Source organism: Serratia sp. CY40230 (assembly GCF_052168835.1).
Lineage (GTDB): Bacteria > Pseudomonadota > Gammaproteobacteria > Enterobacterales > Enterobacteriaceae > Serratia > Serratia nematodiphila.
In genome coordinates this window covers 761,339-783,508 of the sequence record NZ_JBJNLX010000001.1, presented here as the reverse complement: position 1 = coordinate 783,508, position 22,170 = coordinate 761,339, and the positions used below count along the sequence as shown (strand labels likewise).

The following is a 22,170-nucleotide window of genomic DNA, read 5'->3' as shown; positions in this document are numbered from 1 at the left end:
CCAAACCTTGTCTGATTGAAATAAAACCGTTGCTGCCCTGGTTTGCGCCGCCGAGTGTGCCGCGGTGCGAAAAGTGAAGGGTATAGCCTATTGCCGGCGGCGGAACAACGTGCGATCTCCCGCTACGGCCGACGAGCGGCGGCTATTGTACATTTTTATGACAATAGTGTGACGTTAATCACGCCGACGGTGGCCGCGGCGGCGAAAGCTTGCTGGTCGGAGGTTTCGCTCTACGCTTAATGAGCGCCACGACGGTGCATCCATCAGCCATTCAGGAGGAAGTATGCAGACAATCCCCGCAGCGGTACTCGACGATCTGGCCCCGCAAGGCGTGTTGCGCGCGGCGATCAACTACGGCAATCCGGTGCTGGCGCAGGCCGGGGCTGATGGCAAACCGCAAGGCGCTTCGGTGGAGCTGGCCGCCGCGCTGGCTTGCGAACTGGGCGTGGCGCTGGAGCTGGTGACCTATGACGCGGCCGGCAAGGTGTTCGCCGATCTGGACAGCGGCGCCTGGAACCTGGCGTTTATGGCCATCGAGCCGGTGCGCGCGGCGCAGATCGCCTTCAGCGAACCCTACGTGATCATTGAGGGGACTTATCTGGTGGCGAACGACGCGCCTTACTCTGAGGTGGCGCAGCTCGACCGGCCGGAGGTGCGCATCGCGGTCGGGCAGGGGGCGGCGTACGATCTGTTTTTATCGCGCACGCTGCAGCAGGCGCAATTGGTGCGGGCGGCAACCTCCGCCGAGGCGATCGCGCTGTTTTTCGAACGGGGGCTGGAGGCGGCGGCCGGCGTGCGTCAACCGCTGTTGGCCGCCGCGGCCGCCCATCCCGGCTACCGAGTGCTGGACGGACATTTTACCGCCATCCGTCAGGCGATGGCGGTGCCGCGGCAAAACACGCAGGGCGCCGCCTATGTGAACGCGTTTATCGAACGCTGCAAGGCCAATGGGCTGGTGAAGGCGGCCCTGCAGCGCAGCGGCCAGGGCGAAGTGACGGTGGCGCCGCCGGCCGCCTCGGCGTGATCAGTTCAGCTCCACCGCGTACTGGTCTACCGGGGTGATTTTCTTGATCAGCTTGTTGTCGAACAGGAACTGTTCGTAAGCCTCATAGCGGGCCCGATCCAGCTTGGCCGGATCGCGCGCGAACAGCGGCAGGCTGGCTTGCCACGCCTGTTTGTTCAGCTCGGTATTCAGCTCCGGGTGCGCCTTGGCGAACGCCAGCCAGGTGTCCTGCGGGTGCGCGTGCAGGTAGTCGCTGCCTTGCTTCAGCGCGGCGAGGAATTTGCGAATTTTCGGCTCGTTCACCGCATTGCGGTGGGCGACGATGATCAGCTCGTCGTAGGCCGGCACGCCGTAATCTTCGACGTTGAACACCACCGGCGTCTTGCCCTGCAGCTTCAGCTCCAGCGCTTCGATGTTGCGGTAGCCGCCGATCACCGCATCGACCTGGCCCGCCAGCAGGGCGCTGGTCAGCTGGAAGTTGACGTTGATGAGCTTGATGTCCTGCGGCTTGAGGTGCTCGTGTTCGACCATGGTGGCCAGCGTCGCCTGTTCGATGCCGCTGACCGAGTAACCCACCGTTTTGCCCTTGAGATCCGCCGGCGAGGTGATGTTTTTGTCCAGTGCGATCACCGTATTCAGCGGCGTGTTGATCAGCGTGCCGACGCGCATCAATGGCAGGCCCTGATCGGCGAAGAAGTGCAGCTGCGGTTGATAGGTGATGGCGAGGTCGGCCTGTTTGGCGGCCACCAGCCGCGGCGGCAGCGCCGGATCGGACGGTGGCACGATCTTGACGTCCAGCCCTGCGGCCTTGAAGGCGCCGATCTGCTCGGCCACCATAATCGGCGCGTGATCGGGGTTGATGTACCAGTCGAGCACCAGCGTCAGCTTTTCAGCCGCGCCGGCCTGGCCGGTGATGGCGGCGCCGAGCAGCAGCCCGCAGACGGTTTGTTTGATCATGGTCGTTCCTTTATCCCTGGTTATGGTTGCAATCATCAGTCGTTTTCCGGCGCCCAGGCGATCAGGCGCCGCAGCAGCGCATCCACCGCGGCCCACAGCAGCACGGTCATCAGCACCAAAATAAACAGTGCGGCGAAGCAGACGTCGGTCTGCATGCGCGCATTGGCGTTCAGCATCACATAGCCCAGCCCTTCGGCCGAGCCGACCCATTCGCCGATGATGGCGCCGATGGGCGCGACGGCGGCGGCCATGCGCAGGCCGGAGCCGAAGGCCGGCAGCGCCGCCATTAGCCGCACGTGCCGCAGCTGCGCCCAGCGCGAAGCGCGCATCGTGCGCGCCAGATCGAGATAGTCGGTGTTGACCCGGCGCAGCCCGTCAAAAAAGGCCGACACCACCGGGAAGAAGATCACCAGCACCGCCATCGCCACCTTGGCGCTCATGCCGAAGCCGAACCACAGCACCAGCAGCGGGGCCAGGGCGAACACCGGTATCGCCTGGCTGGTGAGCACCAGCGGCATCAGCCAGCGCTGCAGGCGCGGCGAGAAAATCATGCACAGCGCCAGCGCCGCGCCGAGCAACACGCCGAGCACCAGCCCGCTGACGATCTCCGAAGCGGTGACCAGCGTGTGCCAGGCGAGATAGCCTCGCCCGTCCCACAGCGCCTGCGCTACTGCGCCCGGCGTGGGCAGCAGAAAGGCCGGGATGCCGCTTTGCGCCGCCAGCCACCACAGCAGCAGCAGGCCGACGAATACCGTCAGCCCGCGCCGCAGGCGGGTGAGTCCACGCTCTTGGGCACTATTCATTGCGCGGCCCTCACCAGCTGCTGCAGCAGCTCGGCCTGGCTTTTCAGCAGGTCGGCGTCATCCGGCGCGCGCGGCGGTAGCCCGCTGATGCGGTGAGTATCGTCGAGGCCCAGCGGCCAGGGCGACAGCACCAGCAGCCGGTGGCTCAGGCGGCAGGCTTCCATCGGATCGTGAGTGATCAACAGCACGGTATTTTGCGCCAGCAGCTCGGCGGCCAGGCTCTGGATCTCGGCGCGGGTAATGGCGTCCAGCGCGGAAAAGGGTTCGTCCATCAGCACGATCGGCTGGCGTTCGTAGAGCGTGCGGGCGATGGCGGCGCGCTGGCGCATGCCGCCGGACAGCGAGGCGGGCAGGCTGCGGCCATGCGCGGCCAGGCCCACGCGCTCCAGCAGGTGCGCCGCCCAAGCCCGATCCGGCGTTTCGCCGCGCAGCCGCGAACCGAGGGCGACGTTCTCTTCGATGGTCAGCCACGGGTAAAGCAGATCTTTTTGCCCCATGTAGGCGATGCGCCCGGCGATCGGCAGGCCGTCGCTGCCGATCACCGAGCCAGAGCTGGCCTGCGCCAGGCCGGCGATGATCTTCAGCAGGCTGGTTTTGCCGGCACCGCTGGCGCCGAGCAGGGCGACGAAGCTGCCGCCGGCGATGTCGAAGCTCAGCCGGTCGAAGACGATGTGCTGACCGAAACGCAGGCTGAGATCCCGCACCTGGATACCGGGCGGGAGAAGCGGGGAGGTCATGAGGCGTTCAGCCCCATCTGCCAAAATGCCGATTCCAGCTGGGTGGCGGTGGTGAAAATCTGCGCCAGCTCGGTGAAGCGATCCTGTGCGCCGCGCTGCTGACCAACGGTTTCCAGCAGTTCGATGGCGGCGCGTACGCCGGCCAGATAGCCCTCGTCGCCGTAGTTGCGGATCCAGGAGGCGTAAGGATTGCCCTCCATCTGGGTGGCGGGATCGTGCAGCAGCCGCAGGCCGATTTCGGCATAGCCGGCCACGCAGGGCAGCAGACCGGCCAACAGATCGAGGGCGTCGCCGGCATGGCCGATATCCAGCACGTAGCGGGTGTAGTTCATGGTTTCCGCCGCTTCCGGCTGGGCGGCGATCTGCGCTTCGCTTAGCCCCCATTCGGCGCAGTAGGCCACGTGCAGCGGCAGCTCGGCGACGATGCCGTTGAGCGAGGCGGTGGCGGCGCGCATCTCCGGCAGGGTGCGCAGCTTGCTGACCAGCAGCGCGTAGGCGCGGGCGAAGTGCAGCAGGAACAAATAGTCCTGGGTCAGGTAGCGGCGAAAAGCTCGTTCAGGCAAGGTGCCGGCGGCCAGCTGCTGCAGAAACGGGTGATCGACGTAGTCCTGCCAGTGGCTGCCGGCATGGTGGCGCAACCGGCCGTAAAGGCCGCTTTCGAACAGGGTGGTGATGGACATGGGACCTCCTTGAGTCAGTGGAGATCCGGGCACGCTGAGGTATGAACAGGCAACGGGTGATAGCGTTGTTGCCTAACCGTCCCTTCGCTGGCATGACCCAGATCAGGTTCAAAGGGTTCGGCTTGCGCCATCTCAGCCCGTAACAGGACACCCCTCGGAGCTGCCTGTTATACGACATTTGTTTTTTGATTACAATCGCCGGGCGGCGCGGCGGCAATCGGTTCGTTTAGTGCGATCGGGGGCGATTTTGCTGGCGCAAGGCGCGCGGTTTTTGTCACTGTAGGCCGATGATTTTGCCTTTGAGGACGATGCCCGATGAAAAAGATTGGTTTTCTCTCGTTTGGCCACTGGACGCCTTCCGCCCAGTCCGGCACCCGTTCCGCAGCGGATGCGCTGCTGCAGTCCATCGATCTGGCGGTTGCCGCCGAAGATTTGGGGGCGGACGGCGCCTATTTTCGCGTGCACCACTTCGCGCGTCAGCTGGGATCGCCGTTCCCGCTGCTGGCCGCCATCGGCGCCAAAACCCAACGTATCGAGATCGGCACTGGCGTGATCGACATGCGCTATGAAAATCCGCTGTACATGGTGGAGGACGCCGGCGCGGCGGATCTGATTGCCGGCGGGCGGCTGCAGCTCGGCATCAGCCGCGGCTCGCCGGAGCAGGTGATCGACGGCTGGCGCTATTTCGGTTACGCCCCGGCCGAGGGCGAAACCGACGCTGACATGGCCCGCCGCCATACCGAAGTGTTCCTGGAAGCGCTGCGCGGCGAAGGGTTCGCCGAACCCAATCCGCAGCCGATGTTCCCCAATCCGCCTGGGCTGCTGCGGCCGGAGCCGTTTTCCGCCGGGCTGCGCGATCGCATATGGTGGGGCGCCGGTTCGAACGCCACCGCCGTCTGGGCGGCGAAGCTGGGCATGAACCTGCAAAGCTCGACGCTCAAGAATGACGAGACCGGCGAACCCTTCCATATCCAGCAGGCCAAGCAGATCCGCGCCTATCGCGCCGCCTGGCAAGAGGCCGGCCATGCGCGCGAGCCGCGGGTTTCCGTGAGCCGCAGCATCTTCGCGCTGGTGGATCAGCGGGATCGCAATTACTTCGGCGGCAGCGGCAAAGAGGGCGATCAGCTGGGATATATCGACGCGCAAACCCGGGCGATCTTTGGCCGCAGCTATGCCGCTGAGCCGGACGCGCTGATCGAGCAGCTGGCGCAGGACGAGGCCATCGCCGAAGCGGATACGCTGCTGCTGACCGTGCCTAACCAGCTGGGCGTGGATTATAACGCCCACGTTATCGAATCGATTTTAACCCATGTCGCGCCGGCGCTCGGCTGGCGCTAAACGGAGGAGTGGCATGTCACGCATTTTCATTACCGGTTCGGTCGACGGGCTGGGGCGCGCCGCCGCGCAAACGCTGTTGGAGGAAGGGCATCAGGTAATCCTGCATGCGCGCGCGCCCGGCCGTCTGGAGGCGGTGCGCGATCTGCTGGATCAAGGCGCGCAGGCGGTGATTGGCGACCTGTCCGAGGTGCAGCAGATCCGTCAGGTCGCCGAGCAGGTGAATCGTCTTGGCCGCCCGAATGCGGTGATCCACAACGCCGGCATGTTCACCGGGCCGCAGGTGATGCCGGTGAACGTGATGGCCCCCTATCTGCTGACGGCCCTGATCGAACGCCCCGATCGCATCGTCTACCTGAGTAGCAGCATGCACTTTGACGGCGTAGCGGAACTGAACGGCGTGGACTGGCTTGGCGGCGCAGCCGGCTCCTATTCGGACAGCAAGCTGTTCGTCACCGCGCTGGCCGCCGCCGTGGCGCGCCTGTGGCCCGGCGTTATCAGCAGCGCGGTCGATCCCGGCTGGGTGCCGACCAAAATGGGCGGCGCGGATGCGCCCGACGATCTGGCGCTGGGACACGTGACGCAGGCGTGGCTGGTGAGCAGCGATGAACCGCAGGCACTGATTTCCGGCGGCTATTGGCACCACCAGCAGCGGTTTGAACCTCACGCGGCGGTGCACGATGAGGCGTTTCAAACGGCGCTGCTGGCGCAATTGGCGCGCGCCGGCGGGGTGAACCTGCCGCAGGCTTGATGGCCGTTCCTTCCTGGCCCGTCGGTGATTATCGGCGGGCTTTTTTATACCCGCAGGGTGAACCGACGGGGCTTTTCTTATACAGTGGGCACCTGGCCTGTTTTGATTGTTATTTATATTATTGCCATGCACTCATTCCTGATTATCGTCCCTGAAGGGGGCATGCTGTTCGAAGCGGCGGGCATCGCCGATATCCTGATGCAGGCCAATCGCCTGAGCCCTGCCGAGACGCCGCTGTATCAGATCGCGGTCGCCACCACGCAATCTCACCGGGTGGTGCACGGCCTGTCCGGGCTGAGCCTGTTGGCCGATCATCGCCTGGCGGATCTCGATCCGGCCCTGCCGCGCGATACCGTGATCGTCGCCGGCAAGGGGGCGACCGAAGAAGAGGGTGCTCTGGTCGCCGATTGGCTGCGCCGCGCGGCGCCGCAGGCGCGCCGTATCGCTTCCGTTTGCGGTGGCGCACTGCTGCTGGCCGAAGCCGGGTTGCTGGACGGGCGGCGGGCGACTACCCACTGGCGGCTGGCGGAAACGCTGCAGGCGCGCTTCCCGCGGGTGCAGGTCGAAAACGGCCCAATCTACGTGCAGGACGGGCCGATCTGGACCTCCGGCGGCGTCAGCTCCGGCTTCGATCTGACGCTGGCGCTGGTGGAGGATGATTACGGCTTCGTGCAGGCGCGCGAAGTGGCGCAGGATCTGGTGATGTTTCTGCGTCGCCCCGGCGGGCAGGCGCAGTTCAGCCGCTATCCGCTCAACCAGGCCAAATCGCCGGGGCCGATCCGTGACCTGCAATCCTGGATCCTGGAAAACCTTGCCGACGATCTCAGCGTCGATCGGTTGGCCGAGCGCGTGGCGATGAGCCCGCGCAACTTTACCCGGGTGTTCACCCGCGAGACGGGCATTTCTCCCGCCAAATTCGTTGAAGAGGGGCGGTTGCATACCGCCAGGCAGCGCCTCGAACAGAGCGCGGAAGGTATCGAGCAGATTGCCCTGGCCACCGGCTTCGGCAACGGCCTTAACCTGCGGCGGGTGTTTGAGCGCAAACTGCAGCTGACCCCGAGCGAATACCGCGAACGCTTTCATGCGCGCAATTTGGCGTAAATTGATTGGTAAACGTCATTTACGCCGCTTCTGGTCGGCGCTAGATTTGATGCAAAGTCCACAAATGAGGAGTGCATCATGGTGAGAGTAGGCATTAACGGCTTCGGCAGGATCGGGCGCAACGTGCTGCGCGCGGCGCTGGGGCGCAGCGATTTTGAAGTGGTGGCGATCAACGATCTGACCGACAGCAAGACGCTGGCGCACCTGCTGAAATACGACACGCTTTCCGGCACGCTGGCGGCCAGGGTGGAAGCCGGCGACAACCAGCTGCTGCTGGACGGCCGGCCGATTCAGGTGTTTTCGCAGCGCGATCCCGCCGAAATCCCCTGGAGCAGCGTGGGCGTGGACGTGGTGATCGAAGCGACGGGCTTCTTTACCGATAAAGCCAAGGCGGAAGTGCACATCACGCACGGCGGCGCCAAGCGGGTGATTATCTCAGCGCCGGCCAAGAATGACGACATCACGCTGGTGATGGGGGTTAACGATCACCTCTACGATCCGGCGCTGCATAAGGTGGTCAGCAACGGCAGCTGCACCACCAACGGGCTGGCGCCCGCCGCGCAGGTATTGCATCAGGCGTTCGGCATCGAATACGGCTTGATGAATACCACGCATGCCTATACCAACAGCCAGGCGCTGCACGATCAGCCGGAAAAAGATCTGCGCGGCGCGCGGGCGGCGGCGGAATCGATCGTGCCTTATTCCAGCGGCGCGGCCAAGGCGCTCGGCAAGGTGATCCCCGAACTGGACGGCCGCCTGACCGGTTATTCGCTGCGGGTGCCGGTGCCGGTGGTTTCCATCGTCGATCTGACGGTGACGCTGAAACGCCCGGCGACGGTGGAGGAGATCAACGCCGCTTTCCGCGCGGCGGCGGCGTCCGGCCCGCTGAAAGGGATCTTGGGGTACAGCGATGAACCGCTGGTGTCGAGCGACTATCGGGGCGATGCGCGTTCGTCGATCATCGACGGCCTGTCCACGCTGGTGATCGGCGGCAACCTGGTGAAAGTGCTCGCCTGGTATGACAACGAGTGGGGCTTCTCCAACCGCTTGGTCGATCTGGCGCTGCTGATGGAACAACGCGGGCTATAAACGCCCAACAGCAAAAAGCCCGCTTAAGTTTCCTTAAGCGGGCTTCTCTAAATATGGCTCCTCTGACTGGACTCGAACCAGTGACATACGGATTAACAGTCCGCCGTTCTACCGACTGAACTACAGAGGAATCGTGTGAACGGGGCGCATCATATCCAGCGGCTCCGGGTGTGTCAACGCTAAATTGCCCCAGGCGGTGCGACTGCTCGGTATCTGAGCAATGTGCCCGTCAATCAGCCCATTGCGCGTCGTTTTCCGCCTGGTCTCGCAGCAGGCGCGCCAGCGGATCCTGGCGGTAGAAGCGGCAAAAGTGCTGATACAGCGCCGGGAAGCGTTCGGCCAGCAGTTCGGGAGCGCTGAAGAAATACTCCGACAGCACGGCGAAGCACTCGGCCGCATCGGTGGCGGCGTAGGCATCCATGCTGGCGGCATCTTCGCCGACCATGTCGATCTCGTCCTGCAGGCTTTCCATCGCGGCGTGCAGATCATGTTCCCAGGCGGCCACCTCGCGCAGCGGGATCGGCGGCACGCCGGTGGCGACGCCGCCGTTGCGCATATCCAGTTTGTGCACTGCTTCGTGGATCACCAGATTGAAACCGGAGAGGTCAAAAGAGTCCTGCACGTCTTGCCAGTTGAGCACGATCGGCCCCTGTTCCCAGCTTTGGCCCGACTGCACCACCGGCCCCGAGTGCACCAGACCGATCTCGTCCTGCCATTCGTCTTCCACCACGAACGGGGTGGGGTAGAGCAGAATTTCGTTGAAGCCGTCGAGGCATTCCGCGCCCAGCTCCAGCACCGGCAAGGCGAACAGCAGGGCGATGCGCGCCTGCATTTGCGAGGTGAGCTGCAGCCCCTGCAGCGGCACGATGCGCTTTTGCTGCAATATTTGCCCGGCGACGGCCACCAGCCGCTGCCGCTCCTGCTCATTCAGCGGCGAGAGCAGCGGGATCGCCAGCGCGTCCTGCCACTGGGCCTCGATGTCTGCCTGGGATTGAGAGGGTTGAGTCGCTTTCCACGGCCATTTAATCATCAGGTTGCTCGTAAACTCATCACTTGAACGTTCAGCGGTATGCTAATGCTGTAAAAATGCCGCAAAAGCGGGCATGATAGCAAGCGTTGTCAGGAGAGATGCCGGAGCGGCTGAACGGACCAGTCTCGAAAACTGGAGTAGGGGCAACTCTACCGGGGGTTCAAATCCCCCTCTCTCCGCCACTTTACCCCGCGTTATTCCCCCATTGAATCAAAATCCTTTTCTTTCGCTAATGCTTGTAAACCGTTGGATATGAAACCGGTTTGCGTTGGCCGAGATCCTTTCCCGCATTATAACTCGTGCAATATCAACGAATAGCATTTTGCGATTATGTTCTTCATTTTGTGAGCCACGTTGCGCTTGGATCCGATATGGCGCCTGCTGCAAGCCCAATGCTATGCATGCCAATCACGCTGAAGGTGTGAAACCGTCACGGCGATAATGCCTGCCGGCAGGGGCGTGCACGGTCTGAGTCCGCTATCCCTTGAAAAGTTTGCCAGACTGAAAACATGCCCAACGCCTCCAGGATAGTGTGTATTTACACGCGATTTTTTGCGCACTAATATGTGTGCACATGCACATAAATGATCAGTCTCCTGCCCGAAACGAGGGCGACAGAAGGGGCTGACCGCCTGGAGACTGGAGGACTTGCCATGAGTTTGCTCGATTGCGCACTGGATTTTCGTCAATTCATTGAGGAATTGCGTCGCCGAAACGATTTGGTCGACGTGCATCAGGAAGTTTCCGCCGACCTGGAGATAGCGGCTGTCTGCCGCCGGGTCTATGAGCAACGGCTTTCGGCTCCGCTATTTCATCATGTGGCGGGCGCGATGCCAGGGGCCCGCATCCTCGGCGCGCCGGCCGGCATGCTCGCTTCTGCGGAACATGCCTATTCTCGCCTCGCCCTCCATTTTGGGCTGCCGCCGGAGAGCGCTCCGCGGGATATCGTGGCGGCGATTCGCCGGGCGGTGAAGGCGGAGCCGTTTGCGCCGGATTATTGTTCGACCGGTCCGGTGAAAGAGAATATTTGGCGTGGCGACGAGGTTGATCTGGAACGCTTCCCGGTACCGCTGTTGCATGAACGGGATGGCGGGCGCTATTTCGGCACTTACGGGTTCCATGTCGTGCAATCCCCGGACGGAAAGTGGCATAGCTGGGGAGTCGGCAGGCTCATGATGCTCGATCGCAATCGTCTCACCGGCCCGGCGATACCCACCCAACACATCGGCATGATCCGTGAAATGTGGCGCCGAGAAGGGAAACCTACGCCATGGGCGATGGTGCTCGGGGCGCCGCCTGCCGCGGTGGCGGTCGCGGGGATGCCGTTGCCGGCCGGCGTCAGTGAGCCTGACTATGTCGGCGCGCTGCTCGGTAAAAGCGTTACGCTCACCCAAGCGGAAACCAACGATCTCTGGGTGCCGGCCAATGCGGAAATTGTGCTGGAAGGTGAAATCAGCCTGACGGAGACGGCGCTGGAGGGGCCGATGGGGGAGTATCACGGCTATCAACACCAGCAAGGCAATGAACAGCCGGTGTTTCATGTGCGTGCGGTGACGTTTCGCGATGACCCCATTTTGCCGATTTGTGTCGCCGGCACGCCGCCGGAAGAAAATCATACGATCTGGGGCACCATGATCTCTGCTCAGCTGCTGGAAACCCTGCAGAGCGCGGCCTTGCCCGTTGACTTTGTCTGGTGTTCCTATGAGGCGGCGACCTGTTGGGCGGTGGTCTCCGTCGATATCGAAAAACTGGCCGGAATGAATACCACCGCGGCGGATTTTGCCGGCAAGGTGGCGGAGGTGGCCTTCGGCTCGCATGCGGGCTACCTGATCCCCAAACTGATCCTGGTCGGCAATGACATTGATATTGTCGATATCGATCAGGTGGTTTGGGCGTTGGCCACGCGTTCACATCCGGCGCGCGACCATTTTATCTTCCCGGACGTACGCGAGTTCCCGATGGTGCCGTACCTGACGGAAGAAGACAAGGCGCGCGGTAGCGGCGGCAAAGCCATCATCAACTGCCTGTTCCCCGAGCAGTTCAGCGGCGTAACACGTGCGGGGACCGCCTCTTTCAGGCACTCTTATCCGGAACAGGTCAGGGCAAAAGTCGAGGCTAATTGGAAACAGTATGGATTCTGAAAAAAAAGGCACGCAGAGCGGCAGACGGGGAATGGGATTGCCCAATGGTGCGCTTTACAGGATGACGGAGGTGGTGCGTCACCGCGAAAAACGGCTGTCTGCGTTACTCGCTTTGCAAGGACTCAGCCTCCATGAGTGGCGCGCGTTGCGCATTCTCTACAGTTTTCCGGGCGACGTGGCCATGAGCGAGGTGATAGCGCATTCGCAGACCGATCGCACCGCGCTAGGCCGTACGATCACCCAACTGGTTAATCGGGGGTGGGTCGCGCGCTTCCCCGATCCGGAAGATAAGCGCGCGGTATATCTGCGCGTCATGCCGGCGTCTCGTCCCATTTTTGACCAGGCGAGGCAATGGGTGGCGGATTATGACGCACAGCTGATGGCCTGTCTGGATAATGCCGGGCTCAGTGCCCTGGATGACGCACTGCAACGCATGATGCTGTTCATCGAGCCCGCGTAGTCCGTTCCGGCGAAAGCCAGCGCCGTATTTCCCGAGTGACCTCATCGCGGTGTTGTACTGTTGCCCGCGGGTAAGGTAATTTGCTGAGGGCATGATGACTGAGGCAGGGGCCAACGGACATGAATGAAAGGATCGACTACCACATCGAGAAATACCACTTCGCGCCGCTGGATGAAGCCCCGCGGATCGCGCGCCAGTGGAGCGAGGTGTTGAACGAGTGTCGCCAGACGCAGGCCGGGGCGGAACAGCGTCTGCGCATTGCGCTGCTCAACGTGGACTATGTGACCAGTTTCGAATTGCCGTTTCGCTTATTGCTGGTGCGGGCGCCGCAGCTGATTGCCGGCCTGCGCGATGAGCTGTCGATCAGTCAAAAAAATGTGGTGTTCAACGGCAAGCGCTTTGGCTGCGTTTACAGCCTGAAAAGCGATTTAAGCGACGTGCCTGAGGCCTTCCAATATGGCCTGTCGACCCGTATTCACCGAACTTCGGCGTCGGGCGTGGACGCGCTGCCTTACCGGGAAATCGCCAAAGCGCTCAAGGCGCCGCGTGAGCGGCTTAAGCTGGCGCTGGAGCAGGGGCTGCGCGTCACGGCGCTGGACGGACTGTTCTGGTTCGGCATACAGCGCATCGCCGCAGAAGTGCGCAGGCTGAGAAAAACCGGCATGACGATCGTGACGGCGGAAACGGAGATTTTCGACACCCTGACCGGCACGACGCGCCAGGTTCCGGTATACCGGTTGGCCGATCGTTAAACGCCGCTTCCGCACCGCGGAGGTTCAAACCAAGAACCTCCTTATTAATGCTACCGCTTACCGATAGGCTTCATTGCGCGCGATGGCATACTTCCCGCTGCCCAGCAGCAGGATGGCGAGTCCGCCCATAAAGAACACCAGCTCGTTTTCAATGCCCCAGGCGCCGACGTCGGTGACGGTGAAGACCTTGCCGGTGCCCACCATCAAAAACGCCACCACCAGCGTAAAGGCGTAAACCAGCGCGGCGGGGCGGGTGAACAGCCCCAAAATGATCAGTATCGGCGCCAGGATCTCCCCCACATACACGCCGTAGGCGATGAAGGCGGGTAGCCCCTGTTCCTGCAACGCCCCGGCGATCCAGCCGACGCCGTGCTGAATCTTCGCCACGCCGTGAAACAGCATCAGCCCGCCGAAGGTTAGCCTGAGCGCCAATTTGCCGGCGTCCGGGTGGTCAAAAAAGCGAGTGAATGCCGCATTGAGTGACTTAACCATGGCTTTTTCTCCTGAATAGGAATGATTTTCAATCAATATATCAGTCGGATGAATGCGAAAGCTGTTCTGGATCAGGAAAACGGCGGGCTTGGCGTTAAATCGCCGGGCGAGGCCGGCGGTGCGGCTTGATTTTTAGGTGGAATGACCTGTGCGCACCGGCCGAACCGGGGATGAGAAAAGTCATCGGCAGAGGTGGCCCGCCGCGTAGCCCATCTCTTTTCTGTATGTGTTGGCTACCCGATTTGCGTTTTCATCAAGGATTGTCAAAGGACAGGCAACGTAAAGATTCATAAGGTTTTTTTGCAGCAATGAAAAGGTGCGCGTTTTCGCTTTAATAACCCAATAGAGTTACCTTTATTTTTATTTTGAACCGCTAAATCATTAACGCTTTTTTTCGGCCTTTTTATTGGGAATTATCTTGCTTATTTTGCCTTGCGAAAGTTGATCCTGTGGGGCATACGGCCAGTGGCGGGTTTTATTTTTATAGATTTTCTTATTTTTTGATGATAATTCAATGCCGAAGAGAATGAGGGAGATTGACTGAGGGGGTTGTGAGGGGGGGGCAAATTTCCATGAACTATTTTTTCTGGCGTAAAAGTAATCGATTCAGCACTGTTTTAAGTTATTGAATTGTTTGTTTTATGTATATTGATTTGTTATTTTTTTATTAAAAAAATAATATTTTTTCTTGATATTGGGTTTGCCTTTGCTAGTATCAAATTAGTGGTCTTATCAGTTAGGGAAACATTTCTTGTATATGGAACAGATTGCTGGTCTTAACACGGTTCCTGTCGTTGCAGCGCTTACGTGGTTATTTTGCCGTTATAGTAAATGATATCTCTAATGCCACTTTAGTCTGCGAGACTCTTTACCGCAGTGGTGCTTTTGCCGCGGTAAGCCGTATGAGAACACACACGAAGGGGAATTGAATCTTAAATTATTCTGATCATTACCCTGAGTTAACTATAAAAGAATGATGCTTTATCCACCAGGCTGTTTGTGTATCAATAGGTATTCGGTGCACCACGGCGGAATGTTAATCTGTGCTTTAGCTTTAAAATTAATAATCAAAACTCTCGCCAAATTGTTTATTTTCACACCAGGTTTCGCATGTGTAAGTACTGAGTGCTGGAAATGAAAGTCACACTGCCATCGTCTTCTATTGATCATTGCGTGCTACCCGCTTGCAAGAAACGACTGGCTGTCATGGTTTTATGAAAAAATTTCACTATTTACTGTAGTTATCATTTGCTAATTAAATTATTTGTATCCGGTGGTATTACTGGAATTATCCTACCAAGGATGAAACGTTGTTTTTAGGGCAGTTTTTGATTTTTTTCCTATTCTTAGCTTGCATAATTATCGTTTGCAATTTATTGATTTTAAAAAGAAAAAATAAATATGTAAATGTAAAATAGTTTAAACCGATCACTGCGATTCTATTGATAGGCTCAATCTATTATTGTTGTTAATATTAATACATCTAAACAATTTGCGAGCTTGGTGACGACTAACTTACGCTAAAAGGACTCTGGGAAAGACTGGCGAACGTAAAAGCCCGCTTTATTAGGCTTTATGTTTCTAGTGCTGATTGAAAAGGATATCAGGCCATGAATGAAGTCATCTCAACGGAAGTGAATGGCGTCGAATTTGATCCACGATACAGTGAAATTGAATTCACGCTTTCGGAATATGACAGCCAAACCGATCCGCTTAATGCCGTAGACAATGCGCGTGATATCAATTGGCACGCCATTCGCGAGCAGTCTGCCGCGTTGCTGGAACAGTGCTTCGATTTACATGTCGTGCTGTGGTTTATGCGCGCCAATCTTCATATCGACGGTTTTTCGGCCTTCTACCAGGGCATTAAGGATATTGACGCCAAATATGCCGAGGAGGGCGCCACCATTTTCCCTCAGGCGGACATGGAACCCTCATCGGACAGCTTTCATGCGGCCGCATTAGGGTGGCTCGCCACATCGTCCTGTCTGCACGAAATCAAGAACAGCAAGATTTTTCCCGATACGCCGTTAACCACCGACGAGCTGCTGAATATGCGGCTTGACGAGCAGGAAGGCAAAAGCCTGCATTTTTCGGAGGTGGTAAAGGTGCTGGGGCAAGCCGACAGTTATTTTGCCGGCAGAAATCTGCCTTCGCTGAAAGAGCAATTGGCGCTGGAAATCGATGCGCTGGAGCGCGTCGAGAATTACGCCAATCTGCAGGCTGAAGATTATCGTTTGGACTGCCGGCAGGTACGCGACTATTTGAAACAGTTCAGCCGCCAGCTGGCTTCACTGGAACAGCAGGAATTGCCGGCTGAACGGAATGACGCGGAGATTGACTCGCCGGATGCTGACGCGCCTGTCGCCATGCCCGGCAAATATATCCGTTCCCGGCAGGATGTCATCTTGCTGTTGGATCAGGTTTTGGACTATTTCCAAAACTATGAGCCCAGCCATCCGGCCCCCATTCTTATTCGACGTTCACAAAAAATGATCGGTATGGACTTCGCGACGATTGTTGAGGAGCTTTTGCCGGAATCTCTGGCCTCGTTAAATCAATTGTCCGGGAAGTAATTTTTATCACAAAGGAGTTTTCCAATGGCTAAGGACTCAAGCTCTCAGAAATTTATCGGTAAAAATAACGCGCCGCGCGTGCAAATTGAATATGACGTAGAGCTTTACGGTTCACAAAAGAAAGTGGAGTTGCCCTTTGTTACGGGGGTCATGTCCGATCTCTCTGGGCATCGGAAAAAGCCTTTGCTGCCGATCGAAGAGCGGAAATTCCTGACCTTTGATCAGGACAACTTCAACGATCGCATGCGCGCCATCAAGCCTCGTCTGCAATTTTACGTAGAGAACACCCTGAGCGAAGACGATGCGTTGCTGGACGTGGAATTGGAGTTTGAATCGATGGATGACTTCACGCCTGGCGCCATCGCCAAACGGGTTCCGCAGATGCAACGCCTGCTTGAAGCCCGGGAGCATCTCACGGAGCTGATCACCTATATGGATGGTAAATCCAGCGCGGAAGAGGTGGTGAAGAATCTGCTGGAGAAACCCGATTTTCTGCATCGTTTAGTGACGGATGCGCGTAAAACGGTCGCGGATGCGGAACAGGATGTGCAGGATCCCGGCAATAAAGGAGATGAGGAATGAGAGCGAGGCAACGACGCTATTCGGCTAAGCAGCAGGCTACGGCAGTCGCTGAAGTTGAAACTCAGGACACGGAAAATGAGCTTGACGGTTTGCTCAAGCGTTCATTCCGGCCCAGAACGAACGAGGCTTCGGAAGCGGTTCGTCGGGCTATCGGCACGCTGTCCGAATATGCCAACAAAGGCAAGGTCAAGGTCAGCCAGGATGTCGTATTGACCATTGAATCGTTGATTGCCCAGATCGACGAACAGCTTTCGCAACAGATGAACAATATCTTGCACCACAAGGAGTTCCAGAAGCTGGAGTCCGCCTGGCAAGGTCTGAGTTATCTGGTCGATAACACCAACGTCAGCGAAACGCTCAAGATCCGGGTGTTGAACATCAGTCAGGATGAGCTGACGCGCAATTTGCGCCGCTATCGGGGCTCCGCCTGGGATCAAAGCCCGGTGTTCAAACAGATTTACGAACAGGAATATGGTCAGTTCGGCGGCGAGCCGTTCGGTTGCATCATCGGCGATTTTGAATTCGATCACAGCCCGATGAGCGTCACGCTGCTGACCGAGTTGGCGAAAATTTCCGCGGCGTCGCACTGTCCGTTCATTTCCGCCGCGTCGCCGTCGCTGCTGCAGATGAGCAAGTGGAACGAACTGGGCAACCCGCGGGATATCGGCAAGATTTTCACCACGCCGGAATATGCGTCCTGGCGCCGCCTGCGCGAAAGCAACGACTCGCGTTACCTGGTGTTGACGATGCCGCGTTTCCTGTCGCGTTTGCCTTACGGGGCGAAAACCAACCCGATCGAAGAGTTCGCTTTCGAGGAGTCCGTCAGGCCGGATGTGGATGATGATTTTTCCTGGGCCAACTCGGCGTATGCGATGGGCGTCAACATCAACCGCGCGTTCCATGAGTACGGCTGGTGTTCGAAGATCCGCGGCATCGAATCCGGCGGCTCGGTGGAAGAACTGCCCGCCTACGCGTTTCCTTCCGATGAGGGCGGATATGAACTGACGTGCCCGACGGAAGTGGCCATTTCCGATCGGCGCGAGCAAGAGCTTTCCGACGCCGGGTTCTTGCCCCTGGTCTATCGCAAGCATTCCGATTTCGCCGCTTTTATCGGTTCTTGCACCATGCACGCGCCGGCGAAATACGAGGATCCCGACGCGACGGCCAACGCCAAGCTGTCTTCGCGCTTGCCTTATATTTTCGCCACGTGCCGATTCGCGCACTATTTGAAATGCATCGTGCGCGACAAAATCGGTTCTTTCCGTTCCAGAGACGATATGCAGCTGTGGCTGAATGACTGGCTGATGAACTACGTCGATGGCGATCCTTCCGTATCGACCGAGGCGACCAAGGCGCGTCGTCCATTAGCCGCCGCCGAGGTGCGCGTTGAGGATGTGGAAGACGATCCGGGTTATTACCGCGCGCATTTCTATTTGCGCCCGCATTACCAGTTGGAAGGCATGACCGTGTCCTTGCGACTTGTATCAAAACTTCCGTCAGCCAAAAAAGATGGGAGCAGATAAGTTACGGCTGGTCATTGGTTTGGATATTGCCGACGTTAATTATTAAATGGCGTTGGTGGGAATTGATATTTCATTGAAATTTAGTGGCGCTGTTTTTTACGCTATTGCTATTTATTAATGGCTAATGGGTTCTCATTGTCGCTATTTCAATGATCGCGTAGGCAATATAACGACTTATCTGAATAGACTTTTCAATTAACGAAGTAGACCTATCAGTCAAGGAGACAAAAAATGAGCACGAAAGCTTTAGTAGACTATTTTTTGAAAATTGAGGGTGTTGATGGTGAATCACCCGACCAAACCTACCCTGGCTGGATTCAGCTGCAAGCCTGGCAATGGGCGGAAGAAAACGCCGGCCGTTGGGGGTTCGGGAGCGGCGGCGGTTCAGGCAAAGTCGAGATGAAAGACTTTGAGTTTCGCATGGTGAGCAATAAGGCTTCGCCGAAACTGTTCCTGATGTGCGCCACCGGCGAGCATATTCCTCAGGCAAAACTTGTTTGCCGTAAATCAGGCCAGGGTCAGCAAGACTTCATTGCCGTGACCTTCAGCAACTGCCTGGTTTCCTCATTCAAGACCGTGGGTAATATGCCGCTGAATTCCACCATCGGTACTGAAATCGATACCGTGCTGCCAACCGACGTTATCAAGCTGAATTTCGCACGTATCGAAGTTGAGTACAAAGAGCAAAACAATGATGGCTCCATGGGTGCGGTAATTAAGACGGGGTATGACCTCAAGCTTAATGCCCGTATCTGATCATTGATGTCACAACACTAATTGCAGGCTGTCTGCCCGCAGCGATTGCGGGCAGACATAAGCCTTATCGCGAGGTGTTAAATGAAAGCGTCATTGCCCATGCTATTCGATAAGCTCAGCGTGAGACATCAAAGCGCCAGCGCCGATAATTGGCGGCGTGTTTTGGTGCGTGATATCGAATTCTTACTGAATGACGCATCGCGCAGCGCTGATTTGAAACTTCATGATTATGCGCACAGCGAAAGTTCGGTATTGAATTATGGCCTGCCGTCGCTGAGCCAACGCATACCGATTAATACCGACCCGTTAACGCTGGCGAGACATATACAAAGAATCATTACTTCGTTTGAGCCGCGTCTGGATCCGAAAACGATTCGTGTGGTGCCTGTAGTGAATGAACGCCAATCGTATGTGCTGGCGATTTTATTCGATATTTATGGCACCTGCTCATTACCGGGTGACGAAATGCTGGTTAATTTGCGCATCGCTCTTGATTATTCCTGTGGCGCCGTACACGTATTTGATTAATAGGGGTGACTATGTTCAGTGAGCGCTTTCTCCAATTATATAATGATGAGCTGCGTTATTTTCGCGAGGCCGGTCGTCAGTTCGCCTCTTCTCATCCCCAGGTCGCCCAGCATTTAGGCATGCATATCGACGGCGTGCTGGATCCTTTCGTTGAGCGTCTGTTGGAGGGCTCCGCGTTCCTTTGCACCCGCATCCAGGAAAAGCTGAACAATGAGCAGCCGGAATTTGCCCTGCAAATGCTCTCACGCCTGGCGCCGCTGTGGTATACGCCGGTTCCCGCGATCGCCACCGTCGCGATTAAGCCCGATCTCTCTTTTCCCCAGTGGCACAGCCAGGTTGACCTGCCGCGCGGGAGCCGCATGACCCTCAACGATATCTCGCTGAACAACAAACCCGCCACGTTCACCACGGCGCGGCATATTAAAGTGCAGCCGGTTGAGATTTCACTGGCGGAATGCGAGATTTTGCCGCCGCACCATTTGCCTGACGGCGCCGCCAGACACATGCAGGATTGCTCGGCCTACGTCAGGATATGCCTGACGACGCACGGCGTGCTTCCCGTCTCGGAGCTGGATCTCGAGCCGCTGCACCTGACGCTGGCGGAAGATACGGTGCGGGCCAATCAACTGCTGGCCGCGTTGCTTAATCGCACCTTGCGCATCGTGCTATGGGCGAAAAGCGACGACCGGCCAATCGTCAAAGTCTTGCCGCCGGACAGCTTGCGCCTGGGCGGCGTCAGCGATGAAGAAGCCTTGTTGCCCACCGTGGTGGGGGAACTGCCCGGCAACCGGCTGATGCGCGAATACTTCGCCGCGCCAAGCCGCTTCTTCAGCCTGGAGCTGCATGGCGTGCAGGATTTTCTGCGTCAATGTGAACGCGTTCACGAGTTCGAGATCTTGTTCGCGCTGGAGCAACGCCCACTCACTCTGATCGGTCGCGTCAACGCCAGGGATTTTCATCTTTTCGCGACCCCAGTCATCAACCTGTATCGCCGCCATTGCTCGCCGGTGCTGCTGACGGATGAGCGCACGGAGCACCAGCTGGTGGTCGATCGTTTGAACACCTCGCTGTATGAGATACACAGCGTAAAACAGGTGAAAGGCATGCTGCCCGACGGCAACCCGGTGATTTTCTCTTCGCTGCAGGCCGACGTGCAGTACGACTGCGAGCGGGAGCCGGCCGGTTATACGCTGCACCGTCGCCGGGAGCCGTCGCCCTCCAAGTACAATAATCCGCACCTGCCCAACGAAGATACCTTCATCGCCATCTCGCCGGGCAAAAGCGGCATCGACATCGACGACATCACGTCGCTCAGCGTCGAGGCGCTGGTCTGCGAACGGCATCTGGTGCCGGCGCACCTTCAGCAGCCGCATTTCCAGCTGGAAACGGCGATGCCGATCCACCAGGTGGAGATCGTCCGCTACCCGAGCAACCCGGTCGCGGTGCCGAACATCAGCCAGGCGTGGCAGGCGATTCAGATGCTGGCCTCCAATCCTCTGCGCCATGCGCGCCCCGACGTTCAGGATTGTTCGGCGCTGTTGCGCGACTGGCTGTCGTTGTTCTGCCATCAGGATGACTCCAGCCAGCGCAAGCGCATCGCCAGCATCAAAAACGCCTGGGTGGAGCACCACTTCGAACGCAATCAGGGGCCGGGGCCGCTGGCCTGGATCCGCGGGGCCGAGATCGCCGTCAACTTAAGCGCCAACCATCATGCCGACCACGGCGCCTATCTGTTCGGCAAAATATTGCACCACGCGTTGAGCCAATACGGCGACCTGAACCAAACGTTAAGCATGAAGCTGTTGCTGGATGGGGAAACCCACGCCGACTGGGGGGCGCTCTACTATGGCTGATATGTCGTTGATGCGTGAAACGGCGCTCTCGTTGGAACAGGCGCCGACGCAGGGGGCGCAAAGCGAAAGCGCGGGCCAGGCCGAAATCCGCGGGCTGTCCAATCGACAGGATTTTTTCGAGCTGCTGCGGCGTATCGAACGCGCGCAGCCGGATGCGCCGCGGCTCGGCGTCTCCAACGATCGCAGCCGCGAAAGGCTCTGCATTACCCAGCCGGCGGATATGGCGTTCGCTTCGCGTGAAATCGCCTCTATCGTGCAGCGCCCTAAGCAAGTGCTGATTCAGGCGCGGCATTTCGGCATGTTCGCCCCCTACGGCCCGCTGCCGATCCATGTGACCGAGCACGCGCGCACCGAAGTCATCGCCAGACGCAACCAGGCGTTCCAGCAGTTCGTCGGCATCGTCAGCCAGCGCTTCGCCGTATTGCACTACCGGGCCTGGGCGCAGCTGAAGGCGATGATCGGCCATGAGCATGACGATGACAAAAACCCGTTCTTGCGCCATTTGCGCCAGACGGTGGGCGTCGATACGGCGCTGACGGTGAACCCGCATATCCAGCGCCTGCGCGAGGCGTACCCCGGCACTTATCTGCCCGGTCGCCGCTCGCTGCGGCAGCTCAACAAGATGTTGGCGGCCTATTTCGCCGTTCCCATCACGATTACGCCGCGCTACGCCAAGTGGATCGACGACGGCAAGCAAAGCGGCAGCCAAAAGCTGGGCAAGTTGGGCAGCACGCGCATCGGCAGCCGCTTTTTCGATGCCCAGTACGGCGCGCATATTCAGATCGGCCCGCTGGGGGCCCCGCAGTATCAGCAGTATCAGCGCGGCAGCCGGCGGCTGCAGGCGCTGGTGAGCATCTGTCATGACTTTACGAGCCATCAGCTGATGCTGGATGTCAGCCTGCTGATCGCCACGGAGCCGGGCATGGCGGCGCAGCTGGGCGGCAAGTCGCTGAGTAAAGACAGCTGGCTGAAACCTAAGACAGGGACGTTTAGGCAGCTGGTTTATCAATCAACAACTTAA

21 protein-coding genes, 2 tRNA genes and 1 riboswitch are annotated in these 22,170 nt (G+C 58.6%); of the genes, 16 read left to right on the top strand and 7 right to left on the bottom strand.

The features are described from left to right. Positions 1-283: 283 nt before the first annotated feature. Positions 284-1,024: a transporter substrate-binding domain-containing protein gene (locus ACJ8IJ_RS03710; protein WP_154871097.1), complete on the top strand. Its 741-nt coding sequence runs from the start codon at positions 284-286 to the stop codon at positions 1,022-1,024. Here the strand turns inward: ACJ8IJ_RS03710 and ACJ8IJ_RS03705 are convergent, their stop codons facing one another. Genes ACJ8IJ_RS03705 through tenA form a run of 4 tightly spaced genes read right to left on the bottom strand, consistent with a single transcriptional unit; the run spans position 1,025 to position 4,180 of the window. Further along, the gene (locus ACJ8IJ_RS03705) at positions 1,025-1,960 is read right to left on the bottom strand and encodes an ABC transporter substrate-binding protein (protein ID WP_442518268.1); all 936 of its coding nucleotides are present in this window, start codon (positions 1,958-1,960) and stop codon (positions 1,025-1,027) included. It abuts the gene before it with no gap. Between the two features lie 35 nt (positions 1,961-1,995). Next, positions 1,996-2,763, bottom strand: a complete 768-nt coding sequence (locus tag ACJ8IJ_RS03700) for an ABC transporter permease (protein WP_004935455.1) — start codon at positions 2,761-2,763, stop codon at positions 1,996-1,998. Beyond that, a complete protein-coding gene (locus ACJ8IJ_RS03695) occupies positions 2,760-3,500 on the bottom strand; it encodes an ABC transporter ATP-binding protein (RefSeq protein WP_004935453.1) in 741 nt (246 codons plus the stop codon). The genes ACJ8IJ_RS03700 and ACJ8IJ_RS03695 overlap by 4 nt, the downstream gene beginning before the upstream one ends. Then, entirely contained in the window at positions 3,497-4,180 is a 684-nt protein-coding gene (gene tenA / locus ACJ8IJ_RS03690) for a thiaminase II (RefSeq protein WP_015378400.1), read from the bottom strand. Before tenA ends, ACJ8IJ_RS03695 begins: the two co-directional genes overlap by 4 nt. Before the next feature lie 62 nt (positions 4,181-4,242). After that, positions 4,243-4,345: riboswitch (TPP riboswitch) on the bottom strand. A 150-nt stretch (positions 4,346-4,495) separates the two neighbouring features. On the opposite strand from tenA, the gene ACJ8IJ_RS03685 reads away from it, so the two are divergent. The 4 genes from ACJ8IJ_RS03685 to gap all read left to right on the top strand — a co-directional run bounded on the left by ACJ8IJ_RS03685 (position 4,496) and on the right by gap (position 8,456). After that, positions 4,496-5,518: an LLM class flavin-dependent oxidoreductase gene (locus ACJ8IJ_RS03685; protein ID WP_015378399.1), complete on the top strand. Its 1,023-nt coding sequence runs from the start codon at positions 4,496-4,498 to the stop codon at positions 5,516-5,518. A gap of 13 nt (positions 5,519-5,531) precedes the next feature. After that, the gene (locus ACJ8IJ_RS03680; protein WP_004935444.1) at positions 5,532-6,266 is read left to right on the top strand and encodes an SDR family NAD(P)-dependent oxidoreductase; all 735 of its coding nucleotides are present in this window, start codon (positions 5,532-5,534) and stop codon (positions 6,264-6,266) included. A 126-nt stretch (positions 6,267-6,392) separates the two neighbouring features. Continuing rightward, a complete protein-coding gene (locus ACJ8IJ_RS03675) occupies positions 6,393-7,367 on the top strand; it encodes a GlxA family transcriptional regulator (protein ID WP_004935441.1) in 975 nt (324 codons plus the stop codon). Positions 7,368-7,445: 78 nt separating this feature from the next. Then, complete coding sequence (gap, locus tag ACJ8IJ_RS03670) at positions 7,446-8,456, top strand: type I glyceraldehyde-3-phosphate dehydrogenase (protein ID WP_033632647.1); 1,011 nt, start codon at positions 7,446-7,448, stop codon at positions 8,454-8,456. 54 nt (positions 8,457-8,510) lie between these two features. Here gap and ACJ8IJ_RS03665 read toward each other — a convergent pair. Then, positions 8,511-8,586, bottom strand: a tRNA-Asn gene (locus ACJ8IJ_RS03665). Positions 8,587-8,685: 99 nt separating this feature from the next. Continuing rightward, positions 8,686-9,486, bottom strand: coding sequence for a DgsA anti-repressor MtfA (mtfA, locus tag ACJ8IJ_RS03660; protein WP_131164898.1), 801 nt, complete (start codon positions 9,484-9,486; stop codon positions 8,686-8,688). A 92-nt stretch (positions 9,487-9,578) separates the two neighbouring features. Between mtfA and ACJ8IJ_RS03655 the strand changes: the two genes are divergently transcribed. The 4 genes from ACJ8IJ_RS03655 to ACJ8IJ_RS03640 all read left to right on the top strand — a co-directional run bounded on the left by ACJ8IJ_RS03655 (position 9,579) and on the right by ACJ8IJ_RS03640 (position 12,839). Next, positions 9,579-9,668 (top strand) — tRNA-Ser (locus tag ACJ8IJ_RS03655). 471 nt (positions 9,669-10,139) lie between these two features. Then, positions 10,140-11,627, top strand: a complete 1,488-nt coding sequence (locus tag ACJ8IJ_RS03650; RefSeq protein ID WP_442518267.1) for a UbiD family decarboxylase — start codon at positions 10,140-10,142, stop codon at positions 11,625-11,627. After that, positions 11,617-12,087, top strand: a complete 471-nt coding sequence (locus tag ACJ8IJ_RS03645) for a MarR family winged helix-turn-helix transcriptional regulator (RefSeq protein ID WP_004935393.1) — start codon at positions 11,617-11,619, stop codon at positions 12,085-12,087. The genes ACJ8IJ_RS03650 and ACJ8IJ_RS03645 overlap by 11 nt, the downstream gene beginning before the upstream one ends. A 119-nt stretch (positions 12,088-12,206) precedes the next feature. Then, on the top strand, positions 12,207-12,839 hold the full coding sequence (locus ACJ8IJ_RS03640; protein ID WP_049188262.1) for a helix-turn-helix domain-containing protein: 633 nt from the start codon (positions 12,207-12,209) through the stop codon (positions 12,837-12,839). Between the two features lie 57 nt (positions 12,840-12,896). On the opposite strand, the gene ACJ8IJ_RS03635 is transcribed toward ACJ8IJ_RS03640, so the two are convergent. After that, positions 12,897-13,331 (bottom strand): DoxX family protein, encoded by a 435-nt coding sequence (locus ACJ8IJ_RS03635; protein WP_015378393.1) that lies wholly within the window; start codon positions 13,329-13,331, stop codon positions 12,897-12,899. Between the two features lie 1,610 nt (positions 13,332-14,941). On the opposite strand from ACJ8IJ_RS03635, the gene ACJ8IJ_RS03630 reads away from it, so the two are divergent. From ACJ8IJ_RS03630 to tssG, 7 genes are all read left to right on the top strand, one after another. Further along, positions 14,942-15,907: an ImpA family type VI secretion system protein gene (locus ACJ8IJ_RS03630; RefSeq protein ID WP_442518266.1), complete on the top strand. Its 966-nt coding sequence runs from the start codon at positions 14,942-14,944 to the stop codon at positions 15,905-15,907. A gap of 24 nt (positions 15,908-15,931) precedes the next feature. Beyond that, positions 15,932-16,489 (top strand): type VI secretion system contractile sheath small subunit, encoded by a 558-nt coding sequence (gene tssB / locus ACJ8IJ_RS03625; protein WP_004935376.1) that lies wholly within the window; start codon positions 15,932-15,934, stop codon positions 16,487-16,489. Next, positions 16,486-18,012, top strand: a complete 1,527-nt coding sequence (tssC, locus tag ACJ8IJ_RS03620) for a type VI secretion system contractile sheath large subunit (RefSeq protein ID WP_004935371.1) — start codon at positions 16,486-16,488, stop codon at positions 18,010-18,012. The genes tssB and tssC overlap by 4 nt, the downstream gene beginning before the upstream one ends. A 231-nt stretch (positions 18,013-18,243) precedes the next feature. Beyond that, positions 18,244-18,768, top strand: coding sequence for an Hcp family type VI secretion system effector (locus ACJ8IJ_RS03615; protein ID WP_004935369.1), 525 nt, complete (start codon positions 18,244-18,246; stop codon positions 18,766-18,768). An 81-nt stretch (positions 18,769-18,849) separates the two neighbouring features. Beyond that, a complete protein-coding gene (locus ACJ8IJ_RS03610; RefSeq protein ID WP_015378391.1) occupies positions 18,850-19,296 on the top strand; it encodes a type VI secretion system baseplate subunit TssE in 447 nt (148 codons plus the stop codon). Between the two features lie 11 nt (positions 19,297-19,307). Continuing rightward, positions 19,308-21,149 (top strand): type VI secretion system baseplate subunit TssF, encoded by a 1,842-nt coding sequence (gene tssF, locus ACJ8IJ_RS03605; RefSeq protein ID WP_004935363.1) that lies wholly within the window; start codon positions 19,308-19,310, stop codon positions 21,147-21,149. Next, positions 21,142-22,170 (top strand): type VI secretion system baseplate subunit TssG, encoded by a 1,029-nt coding sequence (gene tssG, locus ACJ8IJ_RS03600; protein ID WP_193160337.1) that lies wholly within the window; start codon positions 21,142-21,144, stop codon positions 22,168-22,170. The genes tssF and tssG overlap by 8 nt, the downstream gene beginning before the upstream one ends.